Source organism: Kitasatospora sp. NBC_01266 (assembly GCF_036242395.1).
Taxonomy (GTDB): domain Bacteria; phylum Actinomycetota; class Actinomycetes; order Streptomycetales; family Streptomycetaceae; genus Kitasatospora.
Map to the genome: position 1 here is coordinate 2,888,517 of NZ_CP108458.1, position 24,447 is coordinate 2,912,963.

Consider the following 24,447-nt stretch of genomic DNA (forward strand, 5'->3'; position numbering starts at 1 on the left):
GCACCGGGAACGACGAACGCCCCCCGGCCGGGCCGGAGGGCGTCGTGCTGGCTCCCCCAATTGGACTCGAACCAATAACCTGCCGATTAACAGTCGGCTGCTCTGCCAATTGAGCTATGGGGGACCGCTGGGTCAAGCAGCGTGCGCCAGTTGATCCTGGCTCACTCGCCTGAGCTCCCGCAATTGGACTCGAACCAATAACCTGCCGATTAACAGTCGGCTGCTCTGCCAATTGAGCTATGCGGGATTGTGTTGTGGCTGCGGCGCACACTGGTGAGCGCTTGCTGCGGGACATACATTAGCGCATCCAGGGGGGTGCTCCGCCAATCGCTTTCCCGGTGCGGGGCCCGGCGGGCAGCGCCGGAGGTGCGCCCTGCCCCGCCCGGCGCGCCCGGTGGGCCGGGTGTGCTCCGGCCGGGGATGCTGGGGGGACGCGCCGGGCGGTTCGCCGCGGGGCGGGACGGGTAGGGCACCGCGGCAAGTGCCGCGCGAAGAGGGTGGAGGCCCAAGATGTGGAAGCTGTCGTTCGTCGCGGGGGCCGCGGCCGGCTACGTCCTGGGGGCCAGGGCCGGCCGGCAGCGCTACGAGCAGATCGCCGCCGCCGCGCGGAAGGTGGCCGAGCACCCGGCGGTGCGCGACGCCACCCAGCGGGCGAAGGACTCGGCCGGCTCGGCGGCGGGCCGGGCGGTGGGGGCGGTCACCGGGAAGGTCGGTGACAAGCTGCCGCCCGCGCTCTCCGACCGGGTCCCGTACCTGGGCCGCAGGCGGGCCGAGGACGACAGCTGGGGCACGGTGCGCCCGTAGGGCTCGACGCCGGTCACCGGCCCGGCCGAACCCGGCCGGCCGGTCACCGGCGGGTACCGGAAGATACCAGCGGGTAACAGCGGTACCGACTGGGCAACACTTGCCGCACGCGACGGAGCGAGCGGCCCCGGCTGCGGCATGATCTCTTCCATGGCCATCGTCGCGGGCATCGACAGCTCCACCCTTCGCACCCGGATCGTCGCGTGTGACGCGGACACCGGAGCCGTGCTGCGCTCGGGCAAGGCGCCGCATCCGGCCTCCGAAGCCTCCCAGGCCCGCGCCACCGAGGCCGACCCGCAGTCCTGGCTGCACTCGCTGGGCGAGGCGGCCACCGGTGGTCTGCTGGAGAGCGTGCGGGCCATCGGGGTCTCCGCCCAGCAGCACAGCATGATCGGGCTGGACGCCGGCGGGGTGCTGGTCCGCCCGGCCATGCTGTGGACCGATCCGCGCTCCGCGGGCGCGGCGGCCGCGCTGGTGGACGCGCTCGGCGGCCCGGCCGCCTGGACCGAGGCGATCGGCGCGGTGCCCGCCGCCACCTACACGATCGCCAAGCTGCGCTGGCTGGCCGAGTTCGAGCCGGCCAACGCCCGCCGGATCGCCGAGGTGCTGCTGCCGCACGACTGGCTGGTCTGGCAGCTGCTCGGCCACCCGCAGCGGCGCACCACCGACCGCGGCGACGCCTCGGGCACCGGCTACTGGTCGCCGATCACCGGCGAGTACCGGCAGGACCTGATCAAGCTGGCACTCGGCCACGAGTTGCTGCGGCTGCCCGAGGTGCTCGGCCCGAACGAGCCGGCCGGCCACACCCCCGAGGGCCTGCTGATCTCGGCCGGCACCGGCGACAACATGGCCGCCGCGCTGGGCCTGGGCCTGGTGCCGGGCGACGCCGTGGTCTCGCTCGGCTCCTTCGGGACCATCTTCGCGGTGCACGACCAGCCGGTGGTGGACCCGAGCGGCACCGTCTCCTCCTTCGCCGACGCCACCGGGCACCACCTGCCGATGGTCGGCACCCTCAACGCGGCCCAGGTGCTGCGCTCCACGGCCAACCTGCTCGGACGCGACCTGGAGAGCCTGAGCGAACTGGCGCTGCGCTCCTCGCCCGGCGCCTACGGGATGGTGCTGCTGCCCTACCTGGAGGGCGAGCGCACCCCCCGACTGCCGCACGCCTCCGGCACCCTGACGGGCCTTCGGGCCGAGTCGATGACCCCCGAGCACCTGGCCCGCGCGGCCGTGGAGGGCATGCTCTGCAACATCGCCGACGCGCTGGACGCGCTGCGCACCCGCGGCGTGCAGGTGCGCCGGGTGGTGCTGCTCGGTGCGGTCGGCCGGCTCGCGGCGGTGCGCGAGATCGCGCCGCTGATCTTCGGGATCCCGGTGCTGATCCCGCCGCCCGGGGACCACGCGGCCCGGGGCGCCGCCCGGCAGGCCGCCTGGGCGCTGGCCGGCACCCCCGAGCCGCCGCAGTGGCAGCTGCCCGAGGTGCAGACCATCGAACCTGACGCTGATCAGCCTTTCGGCGCCGCAATTCGCCAGCAGTACGGCGTGGTTCGTGACCAGACGCACCCGGAGATCGCCGAGATGGCCTAGCGTGGAGGCCCTGGCTTCTCGTCGAAGGGGTACTGAGGCATGGCGCTGCACCATGGCACGAGCGCGGATCACCGACTGGCCGTCAACGCTCTGCTGGGCGAGGCCGATCCGATAGGAGCCATGCGCATGGCCCCGCCCAAGCACCGGCTGCACCACGCGCCGCTGCCGCCGCGGATCGCGTACCAGCTGATCCACGACGAGCTGATGCTGGACGGCAACGCCAAGCTCAATCTGGCCACCTTCGTGACCACCCAGATGGAACCCGAGGCGGACCGGCTGATGGCCGAGTGCGCCGACAAGAACATGATCGACAAGGACGAGTACCCGCAGACCGCCGAGTTGGAGCGGCGCTGCGTGGCGATCCTGGCCGACCTGTGGCACGCGCCCGTCCCCGACGAGGCGGTGGGCTGCTCCACCACCGGTTCCAGCGAGGCCTGCATGCTGGCGGGCCTGGCGTTCAAGCGCCGCTGGATGCGCCGCAACCAGGCACGCTACGACGCCGGCGCCCGGCCCAACATCGTGATGGGCGCCAACGTGCAGGTCTGCTGGGAGAAGTTCGCCAATTTCTGGGAGGTGGAGTGCCGGCTCGCGCCGATGGAGGGCGAGCGGTACCACCTGGACGCCGACTCGGCACTGGCCCTCTGCGACGAGAACACCATCGGCGTGGTGGCCGTGCTCGGCTCCACCTTCGACGGCTCCTACGAGCCGGTCGCGGAGATCTGCGCGGCGCTGGACGACCTGCAGCAGCGCACCGGCCTGGACATCCCGGTGCACGTGGACGGCGCCTCGGGCGCGATGGTGGCGCCGTTCCTCGACCCCGACCTGGTCTGGGACTTCCGGCTGCCCCGGGTCGCCTCGATCAACACCTCGGGCCACAAGTACGGCCTGGTCTACCCCGGTGTCGGCTGGGCCCTGTGGCGTGACCGGGAGGCGCTGCCCGAGGAGTTGGTCTTCAAGGTCAACTACCTGGGCGGCGACATGCCGACCTTCGCGCTCAACTTCTCCCGCCCCGGCGCCGAGGTGGTCGCGCAGTACTACACCTTCCTGCGGCTGGGCCGCGAGGGCTACCGCGCGGTGCAGCAGTCCTGCCGTACGGTGGCCCGCCATCTGGCGCTCGGGATCGAGAAGTTGGGCGCGTTCCGGCTGATCACCCGGGGCGACCAGCTGCCGGTCTTCGCCTTCACCGTGGCCGACCACGTGACCTCCTTCGACGTCTTCGACGTCTCCCGGCGGCTGCGCGAGCGCGGCTGGCAGGTGCCCGCGTACACCTTCCCGGAGAACCGGACCGACCTGTCGGTGCTGCGGGTGGTCTGCCGCAACGGCTTCACCATCGACCTGGCGGAGATGCTGCTCGCCGACCTGGTCCGGCTGCTGCCGGAACTGGAGAGCCAGCCGGGGCCGTTGCAGGAACGCGGAATCGATCCGGAGAGCGCCTTCCACCACTGACGCACCGTCAGTTCCACCTGGAGCGCAGATCAGTCGAGGTAGCCGCGCAGTTGGTCGGCGAAGGCGTGGTCGCGCAGCTTGGTGAGGGTCTTGGACTCGATCTGACGGATCCGCTCCCGGGTCACCCCGAAGAGCGAACCGATCTCCTCCAGGGTGCGCGGCCGCCCGTCGGCGAGCCCGTAGCGCAGTTCGACCACCTTGCGCTCGCGCTCGCCGAGGGTGGCCAGCACCGCCTCCAGGTGCTCGCGCAGCAGCAGGAAGGCGGCGCTCTCGACCGGGGAGGCGGCGTCGGCGTCCTCGATCAGGTCGCCGAGCGCCACGTCCTCCTCCGCGCCGATCGGCGTGTGCAGCGAGACCGGCTCCTGGGCCAGCCGCAGCAACTCGCGCACCCGGGGCTCGGTGAGCTCCAGGGCCAGGCCGACCTCGGCCGCGGTGGGTTCGCTGCCGCACTCCTGGAGCAGCCGGCGCTGCACCCGCAGCACCCGGTTGATCAACTCGACCACGTGCACCGGCACCCGGATGGTGCGGGCCTGGTCGGCCAGCGCCCGGCTCATCGCCTGCCGGATCCACCAGGTGGCATAGGTGGAGAACTTGTAGCCGCGGGTGTAGTCGAACTTCTCGACCGCCCGGATCAGGCCGAGGTTGCCCTCCTGGACCAGGTCGAGCATGGTCAGGCCGCGGCCGACGAAGCGCTTGGCGACCGAGACCACCAGGCGCAGATTGGCCTCGATCAGGCGGCGTTTGGCGATCCGGCCGAGCACCACCAGGTGGTCCAGTTCGTCCGCCAGCCGCCCCTCGGGCAGGCCGTGCTCGCTCAGGTGCTGCTCGGCGAAGAGGCCGGCCTCGACCTGCCGGGCCAGCTCCACCTCCTCGGCCGCGCTGAGCAGCCGGATCCGCCCGATCTCGCGCAGGTACTGGCGGAACAGGTCGGCGGCCGGTCCGGTCGGCTCGTCCAGCAGGACCAGCGGGGGCTCGTCGTCGAGTTCCTCGGGCTCGGGTCCGATCACCTGCTCGAACTCGACGGCCTCGGGGCCGGCGGGCGACTCCCCGGCGGGCAGTACTTCCGCGGGCGGCGCTTCCCCGGGCGGCGCTTCCTCGGGCGCTCTGACGATCTCCAAAGGGGCCCACCTCCACGGGCGCGCACGCCCGACCGCCGAGCAACTGAGACCCTTTCAGTGTGGGGTACGCCACACCTGGGCGCTACAGCCCGGCAGCGCCCCGGGTCTTCAGATTGTCGTCGTACTGCTGCAGCGCCCACAGCTCCTGCTGCACGGGGGCCAACTGCTCGGGCGTGGCCCGGTTTCCGAGGCGCTGGAGCTGGCCGCGGACCTCCTCGACCCGGCGCTTGACGGCGGCCCGGCGCAGGTTGACCAGGAACTCCCCGGCGTAGATCGCGTCCGGCTTGCGCCGGGTGCGGATCGGCTCCACCGTCAACTCGGTGACCAGGGACCGGATCTGCTCGTTCTCGGCGGCGTCCTGGACCAGGTCGAGGAAGTTCGGCACGGCCGCGCCGTAGCTGGTGCCGCCGGCCTTGCCGACGGCCCGGCGGACCGCCGCGTAGGGCGGGGTCGGGAACTCCTCCTCGCCGTACTGGTCGAACGCGGGGCTGACCAGCTCCGGGTGCTGGAGCGCGAGTTTGAGCAGCTCGCGCTCGACGATCCGGGCCCGGTCGTTCGGGTCGAGCCGGAAGGCGGGGCGCGCGACCGGCGCCTGCTGCTGCGGCTCGATCCGGCGCGGCTGCTGTGCCCGGCCCTGCTGCGGGGAGTCGCGCTGCCAGCGGGCGATCTGGCTGACCCGGCGGACCACGAACTGCTCGTCCAGGATGCCCAGCAGACCGGCGAGTTGGACGGCGTACTCGTGCCGGATCGACGGGTCCTTGATCTTGGCGACGATCGGCGCCGCCTCCTCCAGCGCGGCGGCCCGGCCTTCGGCCGCGTCCACCCGGTGCCGGGCGACCGTGCTGCGCAGCGCGAACTCGAAGAGCGGCACCGGGTTGGCGATCAGCTCGCGCACCGCCTCCTCGCCCTGGGCCAGGCGCAGTTCGCAGGGGTCCATGCCGCCGGGGGTGATCGCGATCGAGGTGCGGGCGGCGAACTTCTGGTCGTCCTCGAAAGCCCGCAGCGCGGCCTTCTGGCCGGCCGCGTCGCCGTCGAAGGTGAAGACGGTCTCGCCCCGGTAGGAGGAGGTGTCCATCAGCAGCCGACGGATGATCTTGATGTGGTCCTCGGCGAAGGCGGTGCCGCAGGTGGCCACCGCCGTGGTCACACCGGCCAGGTGACAGGCCATCACATCGGTGTAGCCCTCGACCACCACGGCCCGGCCGGTCTTGGCGATCTCCTTCTTGGCCAGGTCGATGCCGTAGAGCACGTGCGACTTCTTGTAGATGGGCGTCTCGGGCGTGTTCAGGTACTTGGGCCCGTTGTCGTCCTCGCGCAGCCGGCGCGCGCCGAAGCCGACCACCTCGCCGGCCGCGTCCCGGATCGGCCAGACCAGCCGGCCGCGGAAGCGGTCGATCAGCCCGCCGCGCTGGCCCTGCGAGGCCAGGCCGCCCTGCAGGATCTCCTTGTCGCTGAAGCCCTTGCCGCGCAGGTAGCGGACCAGGTGCTCCCAGCCGGCCGGGGCGTAGCCGACCCCGAAGCGGGCGGCGGCCTCGGCGTCGAAGCCGCGCTCGGCCAGGAAGGTGCGGCCGATCTCGCCCTCGGGCGTCTCCAACTGCTCCCGGTACCAGGCGGCGGCCACCTTGTGGGCCTCGACCAGCCGGGTCCGCTCGCCCTGCTGCCCGCGCGAGGAGTAGCCGCCCTCCTCGTAGCGGAGCGTGATGTTGGCCTGGGCGGCCATCCGCTCCACGGCCTCGGCGAAGGAGAAGTGCTCGATCTTCATCAGGAAGGAGATCGTGTCGCCGCTCTCCTGGCAGCCGAAGCAGTGGAAGACGCCCTTGCTCGGACTGACGTAGAAGGAGGCCGACTTCTCGTCGTGGAACGGGCAGACGCCCTTCAGCTGACCGCCGCCCCCGTTGGTGAGCTGCACATAGTCGCCGACGATCACGTCGATGGGCAGCGCGCTGCGCACCGCCTGCACGTCTTCATCCCGGATCCGCCCTGCCACCCCGGAAGTCTACGGCCTCGGCCGAGCGATCAGCCGTGAGCGCTCGGCCGGGCCGCCGGACCGGTCAGCCGGTGGAGCGTCGACCGGCGAGGCGGGCGTGCAGGGCCAGCGCGGAGGCGTCGGTCAGCGTGGCGATCTGGTCGATCACCGCCCGCAGTGCCGCGCGGTCGTCGGTGGCCTCGGCGTACTGGGCGGCGAAGACCGGGTCCAGCTCGGCCGGATCGCCGGCCACCAGCAGCTCGGCCAGCTCGGCGATCACGATCCGCTGGCGCGCCCGCAGCTGGGCCTGCTCGTCGCGCTGCATCACGTAGCGGACCGCGACCGCCTTGAGCACCGCGCACTCCAGCCGGATCCCGGTGGGGACCACCAGCTCGGCGGCGTAGCGGGTCAGCGGGCCCGGACCGTAGCGGGCCCGGGTGGCCTGCTCGGCGGCCAGGCAGAACCGGCCGATCAACTGGCTGGTGAGGTCCTTGAGGCCGGCCCGGCCGCGCGGCGAGCCGTCATAGCCGCTGGGCCACCACTCCTGGGCCTGCAGCCGGTCCAGGGCCTCGCCGAACTCCTCGGCCTGCGCCGTGGGGGCGTAGCGCTCGGCGACCTTGAACAGCTCGGCCCGCTCGCTCCCGCTGCGCAGCGCGGCCGGGTCGATGTGCCCGGCGTACAGGCCGTCCTCGACGTCGTGGGTGGAGTAGGCGACGTCATCGGACCAGTCCATCACGGTGGCCTCGAAGCACTTGCGGCCCTGCGGGGTGCCGTGCCGCAGCCAGCGGAAGACCGGCAGGTCGTCGCCGTACACGCCGAACTTGGCGGACCCCGGATCGCTGGGGTGGCCGCCGCGCGCCCAGGGGTACTTGGTGGCGGCGTCCAGTGCGGCCCGGGTCAGGTTGAGGCCCACACTTCGCCCCGGCCACGGGGCGAAGCGGGCCGGCTCCTCGTCCGAGGGGGCGAACCGCTTGGGCTCCAGGCGGGTCAGGATCCGCAGCGACTGGGCGTTGCCCTCGAAGCCGCCGCAGGCCTCGGCGGCCTGGTCCAGCGCTTCCTCGCCGGTGTGGCCGAACGGCGGGTGGCCGATGTCGTGGGCCAGGCAGGCGGTCTCCACCAGGTCCGGGTCGCACCCCAGTGCGGCACCCAACTCCCGTCCCACCTGGGCGCATTCGAGCGAGTGGGTGAGCCGGGTACGGGGGAAGTCGCTGCGCATGGGAGCCACCACCTGGGTGGTGCCGGCCAGCCGGCGCAGCGCGGCGGAGTGCAGCACGCGGGCGCGGTCGCGCTGGAAGGCGGTGCGCCCCGGGCGCTTGTCGGGCTCGGGCACCCAACGGGTCTGGGCGGCCTCGTCGTAGCGGTACACGTCGTATCGGTCGTCGCTCATATACCGAGCACCGTACGCCGCCCCGGTGACGGTTCGGTCGCAGCGCGCACGAGGGGATGATGCAGAGAACTCTCTGCAGATTTCTCTATGCAGAGAACCCTCTGCACGTTAGAGTCATCCGCATGAGCCACCCGAACCCGCCCTCCTCCGACGCCCGGACCCTCGACCCGCGCAGCCTGCGGGCGCTGGCCCACCCGCTGCGGATGCGGATCCTGGACCTGCTGAGCGACCACGGCCCGAGCACCTCGGCCCGGCTCGCCGAACGACTCGGCGAGAACACCGGGACGGTCAGCTGGCACCTGCGCCACCTCGCCGAGCACGGCTACATCGAGGAGGAGGAGGGGCGCGGCACGAAGCGCGAGCGCTGGTGGCGGCGCAAGGACCGCACCCTGGTGATCCAGACCCGCGACCTCCAGGTCGACCCGCAGACCCGCGCGGCCGTGTCGGTCTACCGGCAGCACTACCTGGAGCGGACCTTCCAGCGGGCCGCGCGGGCGCTCTCGGTGCCGCCCACCGGCGACTGGATCGGCGCCGGGAACATGTCCGACTGGGGCGACGTGCGGATGACGCCGGATCAGCTGCGGGCGCTCGGCGCCGAGCTGCTGGCCGTGATCAAGCGCCACGTCCCGGACCCCGAGGCGCCCGTCGCGCCCGAGGCGCAGCCCGTGCTGATCCAGTTCCAGGTCCTGCCCATGCTTCCCGAGCCCGAGCCCGAGTCCGGGGCCGAATCCGAATCCGAGTCCGGGGCCGAGTCCGCAGCCAAGTCCGAATCCTCCGAGGAGTCCGAGTGAAGACCGCGACGACCGCCCCTAGCCTCCCGCTGGCAGCCGCCGAACCGCGCCGCAGCCTGCTGCGCCGCCACCGCGACTTCCGGCTGCTCTTCGTCGGCGAGGTGGCCGGCAAGTACGGCGCCTCGGTGACCGGCCTCGCGTTACCCCTGATCGCCGTCACCAAGCTGCACGCCGGCGCCTTCCAGGTCAGCACGCTGCCCGCCGCCACCTGGTTCCCCTGGCTGCTGATCGGCCTGCCGGTCGGCGCCTGGGTGGACCGGATGAGCCGCCGCGCCGTGATGCTGGCCTCCGCCGCCGCCTCGCTGCTGCTCTACCTGACCATCCCGGTCGCCGCCGCGCTGGGCCTGCTGAGCTACCTTCAGCTGCTGGTCGTGGCGCTCTGCGCGGGCACCAGCACCGTCTTCTTCCAGACCGCCTACACCGCCTACCTGCCGAGCCTGGTGAGCGAACCGGACCGCGCCGAGGGCAACGCCAAGCTGCAGGGCAGCGCCTCGGCGGCGCAGATCGTCGGCCTCGGTTCGGGCGGCACCCTCGCGCAGGTCTTCGGCGCGGTCGACAGCCTGCTGGCGAACACCCTGACCTTCGCGGTCTCGCTGCTCTGCACCGCCTCGATCAAGCAGCGCGAGCAGCTGCCCACGACCGCCGAGCGCACCCGGCAGGCACGGCGGCGCACGCTGCTCAGCGAGGTCGGCGAGGGCCTGCGGATCGTCGCCCGGGACCGCTGGCTGCGCGGCTTCCTGCTCTACGGCGCCACCGCCAACCTGGCCCTGACGGCCTACCAGTCGATCCAGGTGGTCTTCCTGCTGGACCGTGCCCACCTGCCGCAGAGCGCGCTCGGCAGCCTGATCGGCGCCGCGAGCATCGGCGGTGTACTGGGCGCCCTGGTCGCCCGCCGGGTCGGCGCCGCGATCGGCACCGCCCGCGCGATGCTGCTCTTCCTGCTCGGGCTGCCCTCGCTGATCCTGCTCGTCCCGCTGACCGGCGGCGGTGCCGGGGTGCTCTGCTACCTGGTCGGCGCGGCGGCCGTCTCGGCGGGCGTGGTGGCCGGCAACGTGCTGCGCGCCACCTTCACCCAGGGCTACGTCCCCGCCGAGCTGCTCGGCCGGATCACCGCGAGCAGCTCCTTCCTCAACTACAGCCTGATGCCGCTCGGCGCCCTGCTCGGCGGCGTCCTGGCGAGCGGCCTCGGCGTGCTGCCCGCGATGTGGCTGACCTGCGCGGCGCTGCCGCTCTCCGCGCTGATCCTCTGGTTCTCACCGCTGCGCCACCACCGGGACCTGCCGGCCGGCTCGCTGCTGCGGGTCGCGAGCGCCTGAGCCGCCTGAGCCGCCTGCGCGGGCTCCGGCCGACCGGCCGGCGGCCGGACCGGCTCAGGACCCGTCCGGCGTCGCGCGCATCCCCAGCAGCCTTCGCCAGCGCGGCAGTTCGGCCACCGCACAGGCCGCCGCCAGCACCGTGACGAGGACCGCGACCACCGCCGGCCAGATCACCCAGGCACCCGCCACCGCGGCGCCCAACTCCAGCAGGACCAGCCCGATCGTGCCCCACCCCGGGATCGGGACCAGCACCTGCTTCTTGTCCCCCGGTGTCGCCAGGACCGCGGGAAGCCCGATCAGCACCACCGGCGCGAGGATCGCGAGCAGGATCGAACCGCGCCCCAGCGCCCAGGGCGCGGCGACCCAGCCGATCAACTCGGTGCTGAAGCGCAGCACATCGGCGGTCTTGACGTCGGATCTGTCGGACAGGTCGGCGGCCACCACGGCACTGTCCCACGGACCCGTCGCGGGCCGGCGTACGGGGTCCCGCCGAAAAGCCGGGCCCGTACCCGCCGTTGGCGGGTACGGGCCCCGGCTCGCGAGGTCAGACGACCGGGCGGCCACTGGCGGTGGTCTCGGGGATCTCCTCGTTGAGGTCCCAGTGTTCGGCGATCAGCCCGTCCTCGATCCGGAAGATGTCCACCACCACGAGGCCGCGCTCACCCGGCGCGGGGGTGAAGTGGGAGTGCGCGAAGACCAGGTCGCCCTCGGCCGCGGTGCGGCGCAGGTCGAAGCGCAGGGCCGGGAGTTGGGTCCGGATCGAGTCGACCAGCGTGGTCAGGGCGGTCAGGCCGTCGGCGAGCTTGGGGTTGTGCTGCAGCAGGTCGGCGGCGACGTACTTGGCGGCGAGGTCGGTGCGGCCCTGGTTCCAGACCGTCTCGAGGTAGTCGGCGATGAGTTCGGTGTTCGTCATGAGGTGGCTCCGAAAGGTGAGTTGGTAACGGTGAGCGGTCGGGTCGAGGAGAGGTGCGCCAGCGCCCCCAGTAGCAGCGGCAGCAGCCCCACCCCGGCGAGCGCGGTGGCGCCCAGGCGCGGCAGGAGGCAGCCGGCCAGCAGGCTGCCCAGGCTGATGCCGACGTAGAGCATCGCGGCGTTCAGCGCCAGCAGCAGCCCGCGCCGTTGGGGGTCCAGGGCGATCAACCGGGCCTGCTGCGGGGCCTGGTAGAGCTGGCTGAAGAAGGCCCAGACGGCGAACAGCAGCAGCGCCGCCGCGAGCCCGGCCGGCGCGATCAGCAGCCCCACGAACGAGGCGGCCAGGCCGAGTTGGGTCACGGTGATGGTCCGAGTACCGCCGATCCGGGCGAACGCCCTGGCCCCGCAGGCGTTTCCGAGCACGCCCAGCGCGCCGAAGACGAAGAGCACCCCCGTCACCGCGCCGTCCGCGAGGCCGAACCGCTGGGCCAGGTAGGCGCCGGCCACACCGTAGACGGTGAACTGGGCGGCCATGAAGAGCAGCGTGGTGCCGACCAGCGGCAGCACCCCCGGGGTGCGCAGCGCGGCGCGGTAGGCGGCGACGGTGGGCGGCGGACCGGCCGGCAGGGCCGGCAGCAGCGCCGCCACCAGGACGAGGGCGAGCACGCTTGCCGCCGCCACCCCGACCAGCGTCCAGCGCCAGCCCACCGCCTCGCCGAGGTAGGAGGAGAGCGGGACGCCGAGCACGGACGCGACCGTCATCCCGGCGAAGACGGTGGCCAGCGCCCGCGGCCGGCGCTCCTCGGGCACCAGCAGCGATCCGGTCGCCGAGGCGGCGGGGCCGAAGACGGCGCCGCCGAGCCCGGCCAGCACCCGGGCGGCGATCAGCACGCCGACGCCGGGGGCCAGCGCGCCGGCCAGACCGCCGGCCGCCAGCAGGGCCAGCCCCAGCAGCAGCGCCGCGCGCTGGTCCAGGCGGCGCAGCACGGCCGGGGCGAACGGCGCGGCCAGGGCGAAGGTCAGCGCGAAGACGCTGACCAGGACGCCGGCCTCGCCCGGCGGGGTGTGCAGATCGCGGCCGATCGGCGCGCCGAGGCCGACCACCGCGAGCGAGCAGGTGCCCAGGGTGAAGTACCCCAGGGAGAGCGAGAGCAGTGCGGCGTGAGCACTGCGGGTGGTGCGCATCGGGATCCCCCATTCACATACGGTCCGTTGCGTATCCATATTCAAATACGAGACGGTCCGTATGTCAACGGGTATGGTGATCGCCATGACCGGACGCCCCCGTGACCCCGCCGTCGATGAAGCCATCCGCCACGCGGCCATCCAGCTCGTCAAGGAGCAGGGCTACCGCGGCCTGAGCATGGAGGGCATCGCCGCCCGCAGCGGGGTGTCCAAACAGACCGTCTACCGCCGCTTCCGCAGCAAGGGCGAGGTGGTGCTGGAGGCGATGGTCGGCTTCGCGGCCGTCAAGCTGCCCACACCGGACACCGGCAGCCTGCGCGGCGACCTGGCGGAGTTGCTGACCGCCACCTTCCGCAGCGTGCAGGGCGTGGCCGGCACGCTGAACCGGGCGCTGGCCACCGAAGCGATGCAGGACGAGGAGTTCGCCCAGCGGGTCTGGCAGGAGCTGATCAGCAGCCGGCGCGGGGCGGTCGGCGAGCTGCTGGCGCGCGGCCGGGCCCGCGGCGAGGTCGGCCACCCGGACGACGAGTTCCTGCTCGACCTGATCTACGCGCCGCTCTGGTACTGGCTGCTCTTCAGGGTGGACCGGCTGACTGACGCGTACGCGGCCCAGCTCACCGAGGCGGTCTGCAAGGCCGCCGCCTGAGCCGACCGCGCCCGGCTCAGCCGCCCCGGACCGTGCGCAGCACCACCGCTGCCATGCCCTGCTGGCCGGCGGCGTTGGGGTGCAGCGGGGCCCGGCCGGGCGCGGGGAACGGCGGCTCGATCCACCGGGTGTCCTGCCCAGCGCACATGTCGTGGCCGAGCGAAGGCGTGTAGGTGTCCACGAAGCCCGCGCCGGCCGCCGTCGCCCGCTGCCGCAGCACCGCGTTCAGCTGCTGCTCCTGCGCGGCGAGGAAGGCCAGGTCGCCGGAGGTCACCGTGCCGCCCAGCACCCGGGCGCAGGAGCCCGGGTCCACCGGCAGCAGCGCCGGATACCCGACCACGTACACCCTGGCCCGCGGCGCCCGCCGCGCGACCTCGGCCAGCACGCCGGCCAGCCGCTGCCCGACGGTGTCCAGCACGCCGGTCAGCTTGTCGCTCCCGTCGGCGGCGGTGTACGCGGCCCGGCAGGGCGCGTCCTTGGCCTCGGCGGGATCGACCCACCTGGCCACCGCGTTCGCCACCCCGTCCTCGGCGCACCGCTTGGCCACCGTCATGAAGTCCGCGTCGTTGCCGCCGATGCCGACCGTGACCAGCCGGGTGCCCGTGGTCAGCGCGTCCAGCTGCGGCGGGTTGGAACCACCGGCCACCGACTGGGGTCCGGTCAGGTCGGCGGTGGTGGCGCCGGAGCAGCTGACGTCGGTGAACTGGCCGGCCGCCAGCTTCAGCGCGGCCGCCACCAGTGCGGGGTAGTCGGCCGCCGAACGCCCGCAGCCCCTGGGGCCGCCGCCGGCCGGATCGACCTGCAGTCCGGCGGTGTAGGAGTCGCCGAGCGCGACGTACGGCCCAGTCGGCACCGCCGACCGTCCGGGCGACGCCGCCACCGACCTCGGCTTCGCGGCGCCCGAGCAGCCGGCCAGCGCCAGCGGCACCGCCAGCAGCGCCACCAGCCCGGCGACCCGCCGCACCCCGCGCATCAACCCGCACCCCCGGGCGGCACGCTACTCGGCCCCACGCTCATGCTCCGCGAGGAACTCCTCGAAACGGCGCCCCAGCTCCTCGGCCGAGGGCAGCTCGGTGGCCTCGGCGAGCAGGCTCTCGCGGCCCTCGGCCCCGGCCACCGCGTCGTACTGGCCCTCCATGCCGCGGATCGCCGAGCGCAACTCGTCATCGCCCTGGGCCAGCTGCTCCTCGATGTCGGCGTAGACCTCGCCGACCCGCTCGCGCAGCGCGTTCCCCGGCAGCACCAGGCCGGTGGCGGACTGGACGGCCTCCAGGATCAGCACGGCGGCGGCCGGGTAGGCGGACCGCGCCACGTAGTGCGGCACGTGCACCGCGAAGCCGAGCACGTCGCGCCCCGCCTCGGCCAGCCGGTACTCGACCAGCGCCTGGGCGCTGCCCGGCACCTGCGCCTTCTCGAACCACTGCGGGTACCCGCCGGCCAGGTCGAGCCGGTTGCCGTGCGGGGTCAGGCCGACCGGGCGGGTGTGCGGCACGCCCATCGGGATGCCGTGGAAGTCCACCGCCAGCCGCACGCCGAGCCGCTCCGCCAGACTGCCGATGGCGGCCGCGAAGGCGTCCCACTCGACATCCGGCTCGGGGCCGGTGAGCAGCAGGAACGGGGCACCGGCGGCGTCCGTGACCAACTGGAGCAGGATCTCCGGCGGCTCGTAGGAGACCCAGCTCTCCCGGTCGAAGGTCATCGCGGGCCGACGGGCGCGGTAGTCCACCAGGCGGTCGTGGTCGAACCGGGCGACCACCTGCGGGCTGCCCTCGGCCAGCAGATGCTCCATCACCTGAGCGCCCGCCTCGCCCGCGTCCATGAAGCCCTCGAAGTGGTAGAGCAGGACCAGCCCGCCCTCGGCCGTGGAGGTCGCGGCGGCCTTCGCAGCCGCCACCGCTGCCACGCCCTGCGGCTCAAGCTCGTACAGCGCCTCGGGATCACGCACCGCGCACCCAACCGTTTCTCGTCGTCGGTCCTACCTGTCCGGCCGTACCGGTCCGGCAACAGCACCAGCGTGCCGCGCGGCACTGACATTCCCGGTCACCGGAACGCTCTCGAATCCTCTCACCCCCACCCTCGGCAACGGCTCGAGCGGGGAGCCGTCGGCGCAGGTCAGCACGGCACACCGGACCCGGGGACTGGTCCGCGGGACGGTACCTGTCGTAGCATCGGCACACTGGCGATCCCGACTCGCGTGCCGCGAAGTGACGCACGGGGCCAAGCCGGGTATCGTCCTCTCGCTGCCTCGCATCGTCGCGCCGTCGCCACGTCGTCTGTCACGCCGTGGGCCACGGCCCGAACCGTGTTCGGCCAGCCACCTGATTCGCACCTTGCCTTCACTTGGCCGCCTGCTTCCCTTCGCGCATTCGATCCTTCTTCGGCCATCTCGCGGACGCACACTGTCCCCCCGCACTTCCCCGCCGGACCGGTCCATCTGAACCGTGCCCGCTCCGGCACCGCGCTGCCCGTTCCGGGCCGCCCCTCCCCCGTCGTACGACCGAGTTCCGGCGTACCCGAGGAGCGGCGGAGCACCCGGCCGGGGCGACCTGCCCAGCCCGAACGCCCGCACCCTGGGCGCCCGGGTCCCTCCGATCGCCGAAGGACCGAAGGTTCCGTGCCAGCACCTGTCACCCTCACCGGCCGCACCGTTCGGCTGGAGCCCCTCTGCGAGCAGCACGCCGAAGGGCTGGCCGCGGCCGCCGCCGCGGATCGCACGTCATTCGGCTTCACCGCCGTCCCGCAGGGCCTGGACGGCGCCCGCGAGTTCATCGCGGGCGCGCAGGCCGACATGGCGGCCGGCCGCTCGCTGGTCTTCGCCACCGTGCGGGCCGCGGACGGCCTGGTGGTCGGCTCCACCCGGTTCCTGGAACTGGACTACTGGCAGGGCCCGGTGGTCTGGCCGCCGCTGCCCTCCGGGCCGATCGGCGACCCGGCCACCGCCGTGCCGGACGCCGCCGAGATCGGCCGCACCTGGCTCTCCGCGCACGCCCAGGGCACCGGCATCAACACCGAGGCCAAGCTGCTGATGCTCCGGCACGCCTTCGAGACCTGGGGCGTGCAGCGGATCTCGCTGCGCGCCGACGCCCGCAACCTGCGCTCGCGCGCGGCGATCGAGCGGCTCGGGGCCACCTCCGAAGGGGTGCGCCGGGCCCACAGCAGGGGGCTGGACGGGGTGGTGCGCAGCACCGCGTTCTACTCGATCCTGGCCGAGGAGTGGCCCGCCGTGCGGGACATCATCGAGCTGCGGATCGCCGCCGCGATCGCGCCGAGCGCGCCGGACCGGCGGATCGACCGGGGCGTGGCACGCGAACTCGACCAGGAGTGCGTCAGACACGCCGGCTCGCTGATCCCGGCCTGACCCCGACTCGAGGCCGGGTGGAGTCCCAGGGCGGGCCCCGGAAGTCAACGCGTGGTGCGGATGACCCCCTGAGGGGGATATTTCGCATACCTACCGTTCGACTGGGCACCACCCCGCCATGACTCCCCTTGATTCGGTTCGGCTGCTCGGCGCCGACCAGCAGCACATCGTCACCCGCGCGCAGCTGATCGAGCACGGGGTCCCGTCCGGGACCATCGCGCACCGGCTGCGCCCGGGTGGGCCCTGGCAGCGGGTGCTGCCCCGGGTGATCTGCCTGCAGAGCGGGCGGCTGAGCGCCCATCAGCGGCTGCGCGCGGCACTCAGCTACGCCGCACCCAAGGGCGAGCGGCCGCAGCCGGGCTCCGTGCTGCTCACCGGACTCGCCGTGCTGGCCGACGCCGGGCTGGCCAGCGCCGGCCACCCGTCGGACGTCGAGGTGGTCGACGTCCTGATCCCGACCGGACGGCGGGTGGCGAGCCGGGACTTCGTCCGGGTGCACCGGGCCCCGGCCAGAACCAGCGCGATGCCGGCCGGCTTCGAACGGGACGACGGCCTGTGGAGCGTCGGCGTCGGGCGCGCGCTGGCGGACGTCGCACCGTATCTGACGAGCGCTCGACAGTTCCGGGCGCTCTGCGCAGAGGCGGTGCAGGGGCGGCTGTGCGAGCGCGCCGATCTGCTGACCCGGCTGCTCGGCGGACCGTCCAGCACCGCCACCCTGGCGCATGTGCAGCAGGTGGCGGACGAGCTGACCTGCGGGGTCTACTCGGTCGCGGAGAGCGAGGCGCGCGAGGTGCTGCGGCGCGGCGGCCTGCCGGAGCCGCTGTGGACCCCGGTGCTGCTGCTGGACGGACGGTTCCTGGCGATCCCGGACGCGTTCTGGCCGCAGGCCTGCGTGGCGCTGGAGATCGACTCGCGGGCCTGGCACCTGCGCCCGGCGGACTACGAGCGCACCCTGACCCGGGGCAACCGGCTGGCGGCGGCCCGGCTGCCGGTGGTCCGGGCCACCCCGCACCAGCTGCGGACGGACGCGGCGACGGTGGTGCGCGAGCTGCGCGCCCTGCTCGCCACCGGCCCGCACGGTCCGTACCACCGGCTGACCTGGACCCGCCAGCGGATGGGGCAGGGGTGACGGCCCTCCCCCTGACCTGAGGTCAGGGGGAGGTCTCGGCGTCGGCGCTCGCCGCACCCGCGGCGGTGGCGGTCGCGGCCAGCTCCTGGAGGGCGGCCAGGTGCGCGGTCAGGGCGGTGCGGCCACTGCGGGTGGCGGCGAGCCAGGTGCGCGGACGCTTGCCGACGTAGCCCTTCTTGGCCGTCAGGTAGTCCGCCGCCTCCAGCGCGCCCGCCGCCTTGCTGAGCACCGAGTCGGAGACCCCGCAGTAGTCGCGCACCACGCCGAACTCGGCCTCGGCGCAGCCGCAGAGGAAGGCGAGCAGGGTCAGCCTGGTCGGGTGCTGGAGCAGCGGGTCGACGGTGGTCACGCGGCGGCCGGTGCCCGGCGGATCCGCTGGTTGGCCAGCAGCATCAGCGCCCAGAAGGCCAGTCCGGCGCCGACGCCCGCCCCGCCGCACGCGCCGAGCAGACCGCCGGCGGGCGCGCAGGCCAGGCCGGCCGCGCCCGCCACGACGAGCACCGCCGCGGTGCCACCCCGGACGAAGGTGCGCCAGCCGCGGTCCAGGTCGGCGAGGCGGCCGACCACGCCGGTGCTGCGCGCGCCGATCCGCACCAACACGCCCATCAGCACGGCGAACAGCACCGCGTTGACCAGCACCAGCCAGTCGGCGTGACTGCTGCGGGCGATCCCGATCGACGTGCCGTAGGCCGCCAGCAGCGCGCCGATGGCCGGCCCGTACCAGGCGGGCAGCAGCTGCGGCCGGTGGGCGGCGGCGTTCGCCCGCTCGGCGAGCGCGAGGGCCTCGGCGGGATCGAAGTGGCCGACGGGATCGAGGACGGTATCGCTGGACATGCTGCTACCCCCTGTGCGGAATGTAGTTCCAGCATGGCACGTACTTTCCAGTCTGGAAAGTAGTTTCTCAGCAGCCGGTGTCGATCCGCTGGAAGCTGCTGTAGTGGTCGGCGGTCCAGTACTCCTCCCCGGCCTTGCCGGTGACGATCCGCCGGGTCCCCCGGTCACCGGAGCCCGGGGTGACCACCGTGTACTCGTGGTAGTAGCCGCTCGGCTCGGCGGGCAGCCGCTTCTCGCGGTTCTCGAAGACCACGCCGTCGGTGCGGTACGGGAAGGGGCCGTTCGAGCCGATCAGCTTCAGGGTGTCGCGGGCCTGACCGGGCAGCCGGCTCTGGCAGACGGATCCGGAGCGGGCGACCGCGGCCGGCTGCTGCCGGTCGGTGGCGCACCCGGCGGCGGCCGCGACCGTGCAGAGCAGGGCGGCGGCGACAGTGATCAGGCGAAAGCGGCTGGTCAGGCTGGTCATGGGCGACAGCTTGCCGGAAAACGCGAAGCCGGGGCGGGCTCGGACGCCATTGTCCGTGCCCACCCCGGCCTCTGTACGTCCGGCGGTTCTCCTGCGCCGAGCACCGCCGGGCGCCCCTCCCCGTTGGAGGGGGCACGGGTCAGCGAGAGTCGCTGCCCGCAGTCTCAAGGGCGGCGCGACCGGCCTCCAGGCGCGCCACCGGGATCCGGAACGGCGAGCAGGAGACGTAGTCCAGGCCCGCCTCGTGGAAGAAGTGCACCGAGTCCGGGTCACCGCCGTGCTCGCCGCAGACGCCGAGCTTCAGGTCGGGACGGGTCGCCCGGCCCTCCTTCACGGCGTGCTTGACCAGGGCGCCGACGCCGTCGCGGTCGATGGTCTCGAACGGGGAGACCCCGAAGATGCCCTTCTCCAGGTAGGCCGTGAAGAACGAGGCCTCCACGTCGTCCCGGGAGAAGCCCCACACGGTCTGGGTCAGGTCGTTGGTGCCGAAGGAGAAGAACTCGGCGGCCTCGGCGATCTGACCGGCCGTCACGGCGGCGCGCGGAAGTTCGATCATGGTACCGAGCTTGATGTCCAGCTTGACGCCGGTCGAAACGGCGACCTCGGCGAGTACTCGCTCACACTCGTCGCGGACGATCTCAAGCTCCTGGACGGTGCCGACCAGCGGGATCATCACCTCGGGACGCGGGTCGCCGCCGGCCAGCTTGCGCTCGGCCGCCGCCTCCGCGATCGCCCGCACCTGCATGCCGAACAGGCCCGGGATGACCAGCCCGAGGCGCACGCCGCGCAGACCCAGCATCGGGTTCTGCTCGTGCAGCTTGTGCACCGCCTGGAGCAGGCGCAGGTCGTTCTCGTTCGGGTCCCGGCGGGCCTCGGCGAGCGCGACGCGCACCGACAGCTCGGTGATGTCGGGCAGGAACTCGTGCAGCGGCGGGTCCAGCAGGCGGACCGTGACGGGCAGTCCGTCCATCGACTGGAAGAGCTCGATGAAGTCGCCCTTCTGCAGCGGCAGCAGGGTGGAGAGCGCCTGCTCGCGGTCCTTGTCGTTGTCCGCCAGGATCAGGTGCTCGACCTCCTTGCGGCGCTCCTCGCCGAGGAACATGTGCTCGGTGCGGCACAGGCCGATGCCCTGGCCGCCGTAGCGGCGGGCGCGGTTGGCGTCCTCGGCGTTGTCGGCGTTGGCCCGCACGGCCAGCCGGCGGCGCACGTCGGCGTGCGACATCAGCCGGTGCACGGCCTGCACCAGACCGCCCTGGACGTCGGCGCCGGCGTGCAGGGTGCCCTCGAAGTACTCGACCACCGGGGACGGCAGCACCGGGACCTCGCCGATGTAGACCTTGCCGGAGGCGCCGTCGATCGAGACGACCTCGCCCTCCTCGATCACCAGGCCGTCGGAGGTGGTCATCTTGCGGCGCTTGGTGTCGACCTCGAGGTCCTCGGCGCCGCAGACACAGGTCTTGCCCATGCCGCGGGCCACCACGGCCGCGTGCGAGGTCTTGCCGCCGCGCGAGGTCAGGATGCCCTCGGCGGCGATCATGCCGTCCAGGTCGTCCGGGTTGGTCTCGCGGCGGACCAGGATGACCTTCTCGCCGGAGCGCGACCACTTGACGGCGGTGTAGGAGTCGAAGACCACCTTGCCGATCGCGGCACCCGGCGAGGCCGCCAGGCCCCAGGCGATCTGCTTGGAGTCGGGCTGCGGGGCGAAGCGCGGGAACATCAGCTGGGCCAGCTGGCCGCCGGTCACCCGGTGCAGCGCCTCGTCCAGGTCGATCAGGCCCTGGTCGACAAGCTGGACGGCGATCCGGAAGGCGGCGGCGGCGGTGCGCTTGCCGATCCGGGTCTGCAGCATCCAGAGCTTGCCGCGCTCGATGGTGAACTCGATGTCGCACAGGTCGCGGTAGTGCAGCTCGAGCTTGTGCATGATCGCCATCAGCTCGTCATAGGACTTCTTGTCCAGCTGCTCCAGGTCCGCGAGCGTCAGGGTGTTGCGGATGCCGGCCACCACGTCCTCGCCCTGGGCGTTGGAGAGGTAGTCGCCGTAGACGCCGGTCGCGCCGGTGGAGGGGTCGCGGGTGAAGGCGACGCCGGTGCCGGAGTCCTCGCCGAGGTTGCCGAAGACCATGGTGCAGACGTTGACCGCGGTGCCCAGGTCGTTCGGGATCCGCTCCTGGCGGCGGTAGAGCCGGGCCCGGTCGCCGTTCCAGGAGTGGAAGACGGCGTGGATCGCGAGGTCCATCTGCTCGCGCGGCTCCTGCGGGAAGGCCCGCCCGGTCTCGCGCTGCACGATGCCCTTGAAGGTCTCGACCAGCTCGCGAAGGTCGGCGGCGTCCAGGTCGAGGTCGTTGACCGTGCCCTTGGCGTGCTTCGCGTGCTCCAGGGCCTCCTCGAACAGCTCGCCGTCCACGCCCAGCACGGTCTTGCCGAACATCTGGACCAGGCGGCGGTAGGAGTCCCAGGCGAACCGCTCGTTGCCGGACTGGGCGGCCAGGCCGGCCACCGAGGCGTCGGAGAGGCCGATGTTCAGGACGGTGTCCATCATGCCGGGCATCGAGAACTTGGCCCCGGAGCGGACCGAGACCAGCAGCGGGTTGTCGGCCTGGCCGAGCTTCTTGCCCATCTGCGCCTCGAGCGCCGCCAGGTGGTCGCTGACCTCCTGGTGCAGCGAGGCGGGCTCGGCACCGGTCTCCAGGAAGACCTTGCAGGCGTCGGTGGTGAGGGTGAATCCGGGGGGAACCGGCAGCCCGAGGTTGGTCATCTCGGCCAGGTTCGCGCCCTTGCCGCCCAGCAGGTCCTTGAGGTCCCTGTTTCCTTCGGTGAAGGAGTAAACAAACTTCTGCGTCGCCGCCACGGGTCGGTCTCCTCGCACGGGGTTGCCTGACGCCGGAGAACATACCCATTTCGAAGGCGGTTGCGCGCCGTCGATAGGCCGTCCGATCCCGGGGGCCGGTACCGACCCATGAGATCAAAAGCTTGTGAAGGCGTTCACCTCTGTTGCTGAAATCGTCCGGATGACGCTAGCGATCGTTCAAGTATTGAACGCGTCGATACGTGAAGATCACCGAGGCCGGACGGAGGGTAGCGGCGGATGGTCCACCGTGTTTCCCCGGCTTGATTTCCTGCAGCCAAGTGGGCGGATCGGCTCGGCTGCCCGTTCGGGAAGCGATTTGGACAACCCGGCACCTTTCGCGCCCCTGACGCGCCGTCACCCACGCCTTTGTGTGGCAAGCGTCACGGACGCGGCTCACTCATCGTACGTATCGAAACTCGTCCGTTCGTCGCCCAACGCGCCGTTCCGCTCGCGCTGAGTCATCAAGATCTGCCAAAAGGGAGCCCTCTTGGCCAGAATGGCCAAGAGGGCTGGGACACCCCGTCCGGAGTCCCCGAGAGGGCCTTTTCGACGATTCGGCGGAGTCAGCCGCCGGAGCTGTCCGATTCGGCCTCAACGCTCGGCACGGCGCAGTCGTACGGATCGTCCAACCAGCCCTCGGGCAGGACCACCCGGCCGTTGCCGCTGGTGCGCCCGCGCGGCCCGTCGGCGCCGGCCGGCCAGCGCTGCTCCTGGTCGACCTCGGCGAGCAGCTCGGCCAGCTCGCCGAGCGAGCTCGCCATGGCCAGCTTGACCCGCAGCTGGGAGCCGACCGAGAAGCCCTTGGTGTACCAGGCGACGTGCTTGCGGAAGTCCACCACTCCGCGCTGCTCGTCCTTCATCCACCGGCCCAGCAGCTCGGCATGGCGCAGCATGGTGGCGCCCACCTCGGCGAAGCTCGGGCGGACCGGGTCGGTGACCCCCTCGAAGACCGCGACCAAGTCCTTGAAGAGCCACGGCCGCCCCAGGCAGCCGCGGCCGACCACCACGCCGTCGCAGCCGGTCTCGCGCATCATCCGCAGCGCGTCCGGCGCCGACCAGATGTCGCCGTTGCCGAGCACCGGGACGTGCGCCGGAACCGCCTCGCGCAGCCGGGCGATCGCCGACCAGTCGGCGGTGCCGCCGTAGTGCTGGGAGGCGGTGCGCCCGTGCAGCGCGATCGACGAGACGCCCTCCTCGGCGCCGATCCGGCCGGCGTCCAGATAGGTGAGGTGGTCGTCGTCGATGCCCTTGCGCATCTTCATGGTGACCGGCAGGCCGCCCGCGCCCGCCACCGCCTCGCGCAGCAGCTCGCGCAGCAGGTTGCGCTTGTAGGGGAGCGCCGAGCCGCCGCCCTTGCGGGTCACCTTGGGCACCGGGCAGCCGAAGTTGAGGTCGATGTGGTCGGCCAGGTCCTCCTCCGCGATCATGCGGGCGGCCTTGCCGACGGTGGCCGGGTCCACGCCGTACAGCTGGATCGAGCGCGGCTGCTCGGTCTCGTCGAAGTGGATCAGCTGCATGGTCTTGGCGTTGCGCTCGACCAGCGCCCGGGTGGTGATCATCTCGGAGACGAACAGGCCCTTGCCGCCGGACTGCTCGCGGCACAGGGTGCGGAACGGCGCGTTGGTGATCCCCGCCATCGGCGCGAGCACCACCGGCGGCCAGACCTGGAGCTGGCCGATCGACAGCGGCGCGAACTCGCCGGCGGGGGCTTCGGGGGCGGCTGCGGGGGCTTCGGGCGTGGCGGTCATACGCGGGCGGTCCTCGGCGGGAGCGGGTGGACGGGACTCTCCATTGTCCCCCACCGCCGCGCGGCCCCCCTTTTCGGTCAGTCCGGGGGGTCCGGTCAGCCCGGGGCGAAGCCCAGGCTGGTGTTCCCCGAGCCGCAGAACGCGCTGATCGTGTTCGGCGAGTTCGGGTCGGTCAGCGCCGGGTCCACGTCGGACGAACCGGAGACGTTGAGGCGGTAGGTGCTGCCCGGCGGCAGCCCGGCGTGCAGCGAGCCCGAGGTGCAGGCCAGCGCGACGGCGTGCGGCGGGGCGGCGAACTGCAGGTCCACCGCGCCGGAGGTGACCGCCGCCTGCACCTGGGTCGAGGTGAGGTGCTGGCCGGTGAGCGAGCCGCTGGTCAGCTGCGCGGCGATCCGGCCCGAGACGTCGTCCAGCTCGATCGAACCCGAGTAGCTGCGCAGGCTCAGCGCACCGGTCAGGCCGCGGATCCTGGTGTCGCCCGAGGTGCTCTTGATCGTGACGGCGGTGCCGGGCGGCGCGGCGATGTCCAGGCCCACCGAGCAGGACGGCTCGGTGATGCCCAGCACCTGCGGGCAGCGGGTCGAGATCCGCAGCGTGTGCCCCTCCACCTTGGGGGTGACCACCGGCTTGCCGACCGTCCAGTGCTCGGACTGCTGGACGGCCAGCCGGTTGTCCAGCGCGGGGCTGATCGTGGCGTTGGCGTCCTGCAGGTCCAGTTCCAGCGCGGTGATGCGGCTCGAGTAGAGGGTCGGATGGACGCTGCTCTGGCGCACCAGGCTGGTCCAGGTCTGGCCCGCGCTGATCAGGATCACCACCGCCCCGGCCAGCGTTCCCACGCCGCGCCAGATCCGGCGCTCACTCCCGCGCCCGGTGCCGGAGGCCGCGAGCTGCTCGGCCGCGCTCACC

Annotated in this window: 22 protein-coding genes and 2 tRNA genes; 8 read left to right on the forward strand and 16 right to left on the reverse strand. The window is 72.7% G+C overall.

Translation table 11 applies throughout. The features are described 5' to 3' along the window. Nucleotides 1–48: 48 nt before the first annotated feature. Both OG403_RS12215 and OG403_RS12220 read right to left on the reverse strand, forming a co-directional pair. Nucleotides 49–124: transfer RNA gene (locus OG403_RS12215), tRNA-Asn, on the reverse strand. A 50-nt stretch (nt 125–174) separates the two neighbouring features. Further along, nucleotides 175–247, reverse strand: a tRNA-Asn gene (locus OG403_RS12220). A gap of 263 nt (nt 248–510) precedes the next feature. Here OG403_RS12220 and OG403_RS12225 point away from each other — a divergent pair. From OG403_RS12225 to OG403_RS12235, 3 genes are all read left to right on the forward strand, one after another. Continuing rightward, entirely contained in the window at nt 511–804 is a 294-nt protein-coding gene (locus tag OG403_RS12225) for a hypothetical protein (RefSeq protein WP_329563999.1), read from the forward strand. A gap of 150 nt (nt 805–954) precedes the next feature. Continuing rightward, a complete protein-coding gene (locus tag OG403_RS12230) occupies nt 955–2,391 on the forward strand; it encodes an FGGY family carbohydrate kinase (protein ID WP_329564001.1) in 1,437 nt (478 codons plus the stop codon). 39 nt (nt 2,392–2,430) lie between these two features. Beyond that, entirely contained in the window at nt 2,431–3,837 is a 1,407-nt protein-coding gene (locus OG403_RS12235) for a glutamate decarboxylase (RefSeq protein ID WP_329564003.1), read from the forward strand. Between the two features lie 29 nt (nt 3,838–3,866). Here the strand turns inward: OG403_RS12235 and OG403_RS12240 are convergent, their stop codons facing one another. The 3 genes from OG403_RS12240 to OG403_RS12250 form a co-directional block, all read right to left on the reverse strand. Next, nucleotides 3,867–4,955 (reverse strand): RNA polymerase sigma factor, encoded by a 1,089-nt coding sequence (locus OG403_RS12240; RefSeq protein ID WP_329564005.1) that lies wholly within the window; start codon nt 4,953–4,955, stop codon nt 3,867–3,869. An 82-nt stretch (nt 4,956–5,037) separates the two neighbouring features. Then, the gene (gene dnaG / locus OG403_RS12245; protein WP_329564006.1) at nt 5,038–6,942 is read right to left on the reverse strand and encodes a DNA primase; all 1,905 of its coding nucleotides are present in this window, start codon (nt 6,940–6,942) and stop codon (nt 5,038–5,040) included. Nucleotides 6,943–7,006: 64 nt separating this feature from the next. Next, entirely contained in the window at nt 7,007–8,308 is a 1,302-nt protein-coding gene (locus tag OG403_RS12250) for a deoxyguanosinetriphosphate triphosphohydrolase (protein WP_329564008.1), read from the reverse strand. Between the two features lie 122 nt (nt 8,309–8,430). Here OG403_RS12250 and OG403_RS12255 point away from each other — a divergent pair, with 122 nt between their 5' ends. Together OG403_RS12255 and OG403_RS12260 are read left to right on the forward strand one after the other, a co-directional pair. Continuing rightward, a complete protein-coding gene (locus OG403_RS12255) occupies nt 8,431–9,099 on the forward strand; it encodes an ArsR/SmtB family transcription factor (RefSeq protein WP_329564009.1) in 669 nt (222 codons plus the stop codon). After that, entirely contained in the window at nt 9,096–10,415 is a 1,320-nt protein-coding gene (locus OG403_RS12260; protein WP_329564010.1) for an MFS transporter, read from the forward strand. The genes OG403_RS12255 and OG403_RS12260 overlap by 4 nt, the downstream gene beginning before the upstream one ends. A 54-nt stretch (nt 10,416–10,469) precedes the next feature. Here OG403_RS12260 and OG403_RS12265 read toward each other — a convergent pair whose 3' ends face one another. The 3 genes from OG403_RS12265 to OG403_RS12275 all read right to left on the reverse strand — a co-directional run bounded on the left by OG403_RS12265 (nt 10,470) and on the right by OG403_RS12275 (nt 12,512). Then, complete coding sequence (locus OG403_RS12265) at nt 10,470–10,856, reverse strand: hypothetical protein (protein WP_329564012.1); 387 nt, start codon at nt 10,854–10,856, stop codon at nt 10,470–10,472. Nucleotides 10,857–10,959: 103 nt separating this feature from the next. Then, a complete protein-coding gene (locus tag OG403_RS12270; protein WP_329564014.1) occupies nt 10,960–11,328 on the reverse strand; it encodes a nuclear transport factor 2 family protein in 369 nt (122 codons plus the stop codon). Next, a complete protein-coding gene (locus tag OG403_RS12275) occupies nt 11,325–12,512 on the reverse strand; it encodes an MFS transporter (protein WP_329564015.1) in 1,188 nt (395 codons plus the stop codon). The genes OG403_RS12270 and OG403_RS12275 overlap by 4 nt, the downstream gene beginning before the upstream one ends. 85 nt (nt 12,513–12,597) lie before the next feature. On the opposite strand from OG403_RS12275, the gene OG403_RS12280 reads away from it, so the two are divergent. Then, nucleotides 12,598–13,158 carry a TetR/AcrR family transcriptional regulator gene (locus OG403_RS12280; protein ID WP_329564017.1) on the forward strand — a complete coding sequence of 187 codons (561 nt, stop codon included), beginning with the start codon at nt 12,598–12,600 and terminating at the stop codon, nt 13,156–13,158. Nucleotides 13,159–13,174: 16 nt separating this feature from the next. Here OG403_RS12280 and OG403_RS12285 read toward each other — a convergent pair whose 3' ends face one another. Both OG403_RS12285 and OG403_RS12290 read right to left on the reverse strand, forming a co-directional pair. Then, nucleotides 13,175–14,131, reverse strand: coding sequence for an SGNH/GDSL hydrolase family protein (locus tag OG403_RS12285; protein WP_329564019.1), 957 nt, complete (start codon nt 14,129–14,131; stop codon nt 13,175–13,177). A 24-nt stretch (nt 14,132–14,155) separates the two neighbouring features. Next, nucleotides 14,156–15,103 (reverse strand): PAC2 family protein, encoded by a 948-nt coding sequence (locus OG403_RS12290; RefSeq protein WP_329564020.1) that lies wholly within the window; start codon nt 15,101–15,103, stop codon nt 14,156–14,158. Nucleotides 15,104–15,772: 669 nt separating this feature from the next. Between OG403_RS12290 and OG403_RS12295 the strand changes: the two genes are divergently transcribed. Together OG403_RS12295 and OG403_RS12300 are read left to right on the forward strand one after the other, a co-directional pair. Then, nucleotides 15,773–16,516: a GNAT family N-acetyltransferase gene (locus OG403_RS12295; RefSeq protein WP_329564022.1), complete on the forward strand. Its 744-nt coding sequence runs from the start codon at nt 15,773–15,775 to the stop codon at nt 16,514–16,516. Between the two features lie 118 nt (nt 16,517–16,634). Further along, entirely contained in the window at nt 16,635–17,645 is a 1,011-nt protein-coding gene (locus OG403_RS12300) for a hypothetical protein (protein ID WP_329564023.1), read from the forward strand. A gap of 22 nt (nt 17,646–17,667) precedes the next feature. Here OG403_RS12300 and OG403_RS12305 read toward each other — a convergent pair whose 3' ends face one another. The 6 genes from OG403_RS12305 to OG403_RS12330 all read right to left on the reverse strand — a co-directional run bounded on the left by OG403_RS12305 (nt 17,668) and on the right by OG403_RS12330 (nt 24,446). Continuing rightward, nucleotides 17,668–17,994, reverse strand: coding sequence for a transcriptional regulator (locus tag OG403_RS12305; protein WP_329564025.1), 327 nt, complete (start codon nt 17,992–17,994; stop codon nt 17,668–17,670). Continuing rightward, on the reverse strand, nt 17,991–18,479 hold the full coding sequence (locus tag OG403_RS12310; RefSeq protein ID WP_329564026.1) for a hypothetical protein: 489 nt from the start codon (nt 18,477–18,479) through the stop codon (nt 17,991–17,993). The genes OG403_RS12305 and OG403_RS12310 overlap by 4 nt, the downstream gene beginning before the upstream one ends. A gap of 67 nt (nt 18,480–18,546) precedes the next feature. Next, nucleotides 18,547–18,945 carry a ribonuclease domain-containing protein gene (locus OG403_RS12315; protein ID WP_329564028.1) on the reverse strand — a complete coding sequence of 133 codons (399 nt, stop codon included), beginning with the start codon at nt 18,943–18,945 and terminating at the stop codon, nt 18,547–18,549. A gap of 139 nt (nt 18,946–19,084) precedes the next feature. Then, nucleotides 19,085–21,793: a pyruvate, phosphate dikinase gene (ppdK, locus tag OG403_RS12320; protein ID WP_329564030.1), complete on the reverse strand. Its 2,709-nt coding sequence runs from the start codon at nt 21,791–21,793 to the stop codon at nt 19,085–19,087. Nucleotides 21,794–22,356: 563 nt separating this feature from the next. Then, complete coding sequence (gene dusB, locus OG403_RS12325) at nt 22,357–23,541, reverse strand: tRNA dihydrouridine synthase DusB (RefSeq protein ID WP_329564031.1); 1,185 nt, start codon at nt 23,539–23,541, stop codon at nt 22,357–22,359. 95 nt (nt 23,542–23,636) lie between these two features. Next, entirely contained in the window at nt 23,637–24,446 is an 810-nt protein-coding gene (locus OG403_RS12330) for a DUF4097 family beta strand repeat-containing protein (RefSeq protein ID WP_329564033.1), read from the reverse strand. Between the last annotated feature and the right edge of the window lies 1 nt (nt 24,447).

Coding starts and splice junctions, on each gene's coding strand:
- OG403_RS12280 (WP_329564017.1), top strand. CDS start 12,598: ATGACCGGACGCCCCCGTGACCCCGCCGTCGATGAAGCCATCCGCCAC.
- OG403_RS12315 (WP_329564028.1), bottom strand. CDS start 18,945: ATGACCAGCCTGACCAGCCGCTTTCGCCTGATCACTGTCGCCGCCGCC.
- OG403_RS12250 (WP_329564008.1), bottom strand. CDS start 8,308: ATGAGCGACGACCGATACGACGTGTACCGCTACGACGAGGCCGCCCAG.
- OG403_RS12230 (WP_329564001.1), top strand. CDS start 955: ATGGCCATCGTCGCGGGCATCGACAGCTCCACCCTTCGCACCCGGATC.
- dusB (WP_329564031.1), bottom strand. CDS start 23,541: ATGACCGCCACGCCCGAAGCCCCCGCAGCCGCCCCCGAAGCCCCCGCC.
- OG403_RS12225 (WP_329563999.1), top strand. CDS start 511: ATGTGGAAGCTGTCGTTCGTCGCGGGGGCCGCGGCCGGCTACGTCCTG.
- OG403_RS12300 (WP_329564023.1), top strand. CDS start 16,635: ATGACTCCCCTTGATTCGGTTCGGCTGCTCGGCGCCGACCAGCAGCAC.
- OG403_RS12270 (WP_329564014.1), bottom strand. CDS start 11,328: ATGACGAACACCGAACTCATCGCCGACTACCTCGAGACGGTCTGGAAC.
- OG403_RS12285 (WP_329564019.1), bottom strand. CDS start 14,131: ATGCGCGGGGTGCGGCGGGTCGCCGGGCTGGTGGCGCTGCTGGCGGTG.
- OG403_RS12255 (WP_329564009.1), top strand. CDS start 8,431: ATGAGCCACCCGAACCCGCCCTCCTCCGACGCCCGGACCCTCGACCCG.
- OG403_RS12310 (WP_329564026.1), bottom strand. CDS start 18,479: ATGTCCAGCGATACCGTCCTCGATCCCGTCGGCCACTTCGATCCCGCC.
- OG403_RS12235 (WP_329564003.1), top strand. CDS start 2,431: ATGGCGCTGCACCATGGCACGAGCGCGGATCACCGACTGGCCGTCAAC.
- OG403_RS12275 (WP_329564015.1), bottom strand. CDS start 12,512: ATGCGCACCACCCGCAGTGCTCACGCCGCACTGCTCTCGCTCTCCCTG.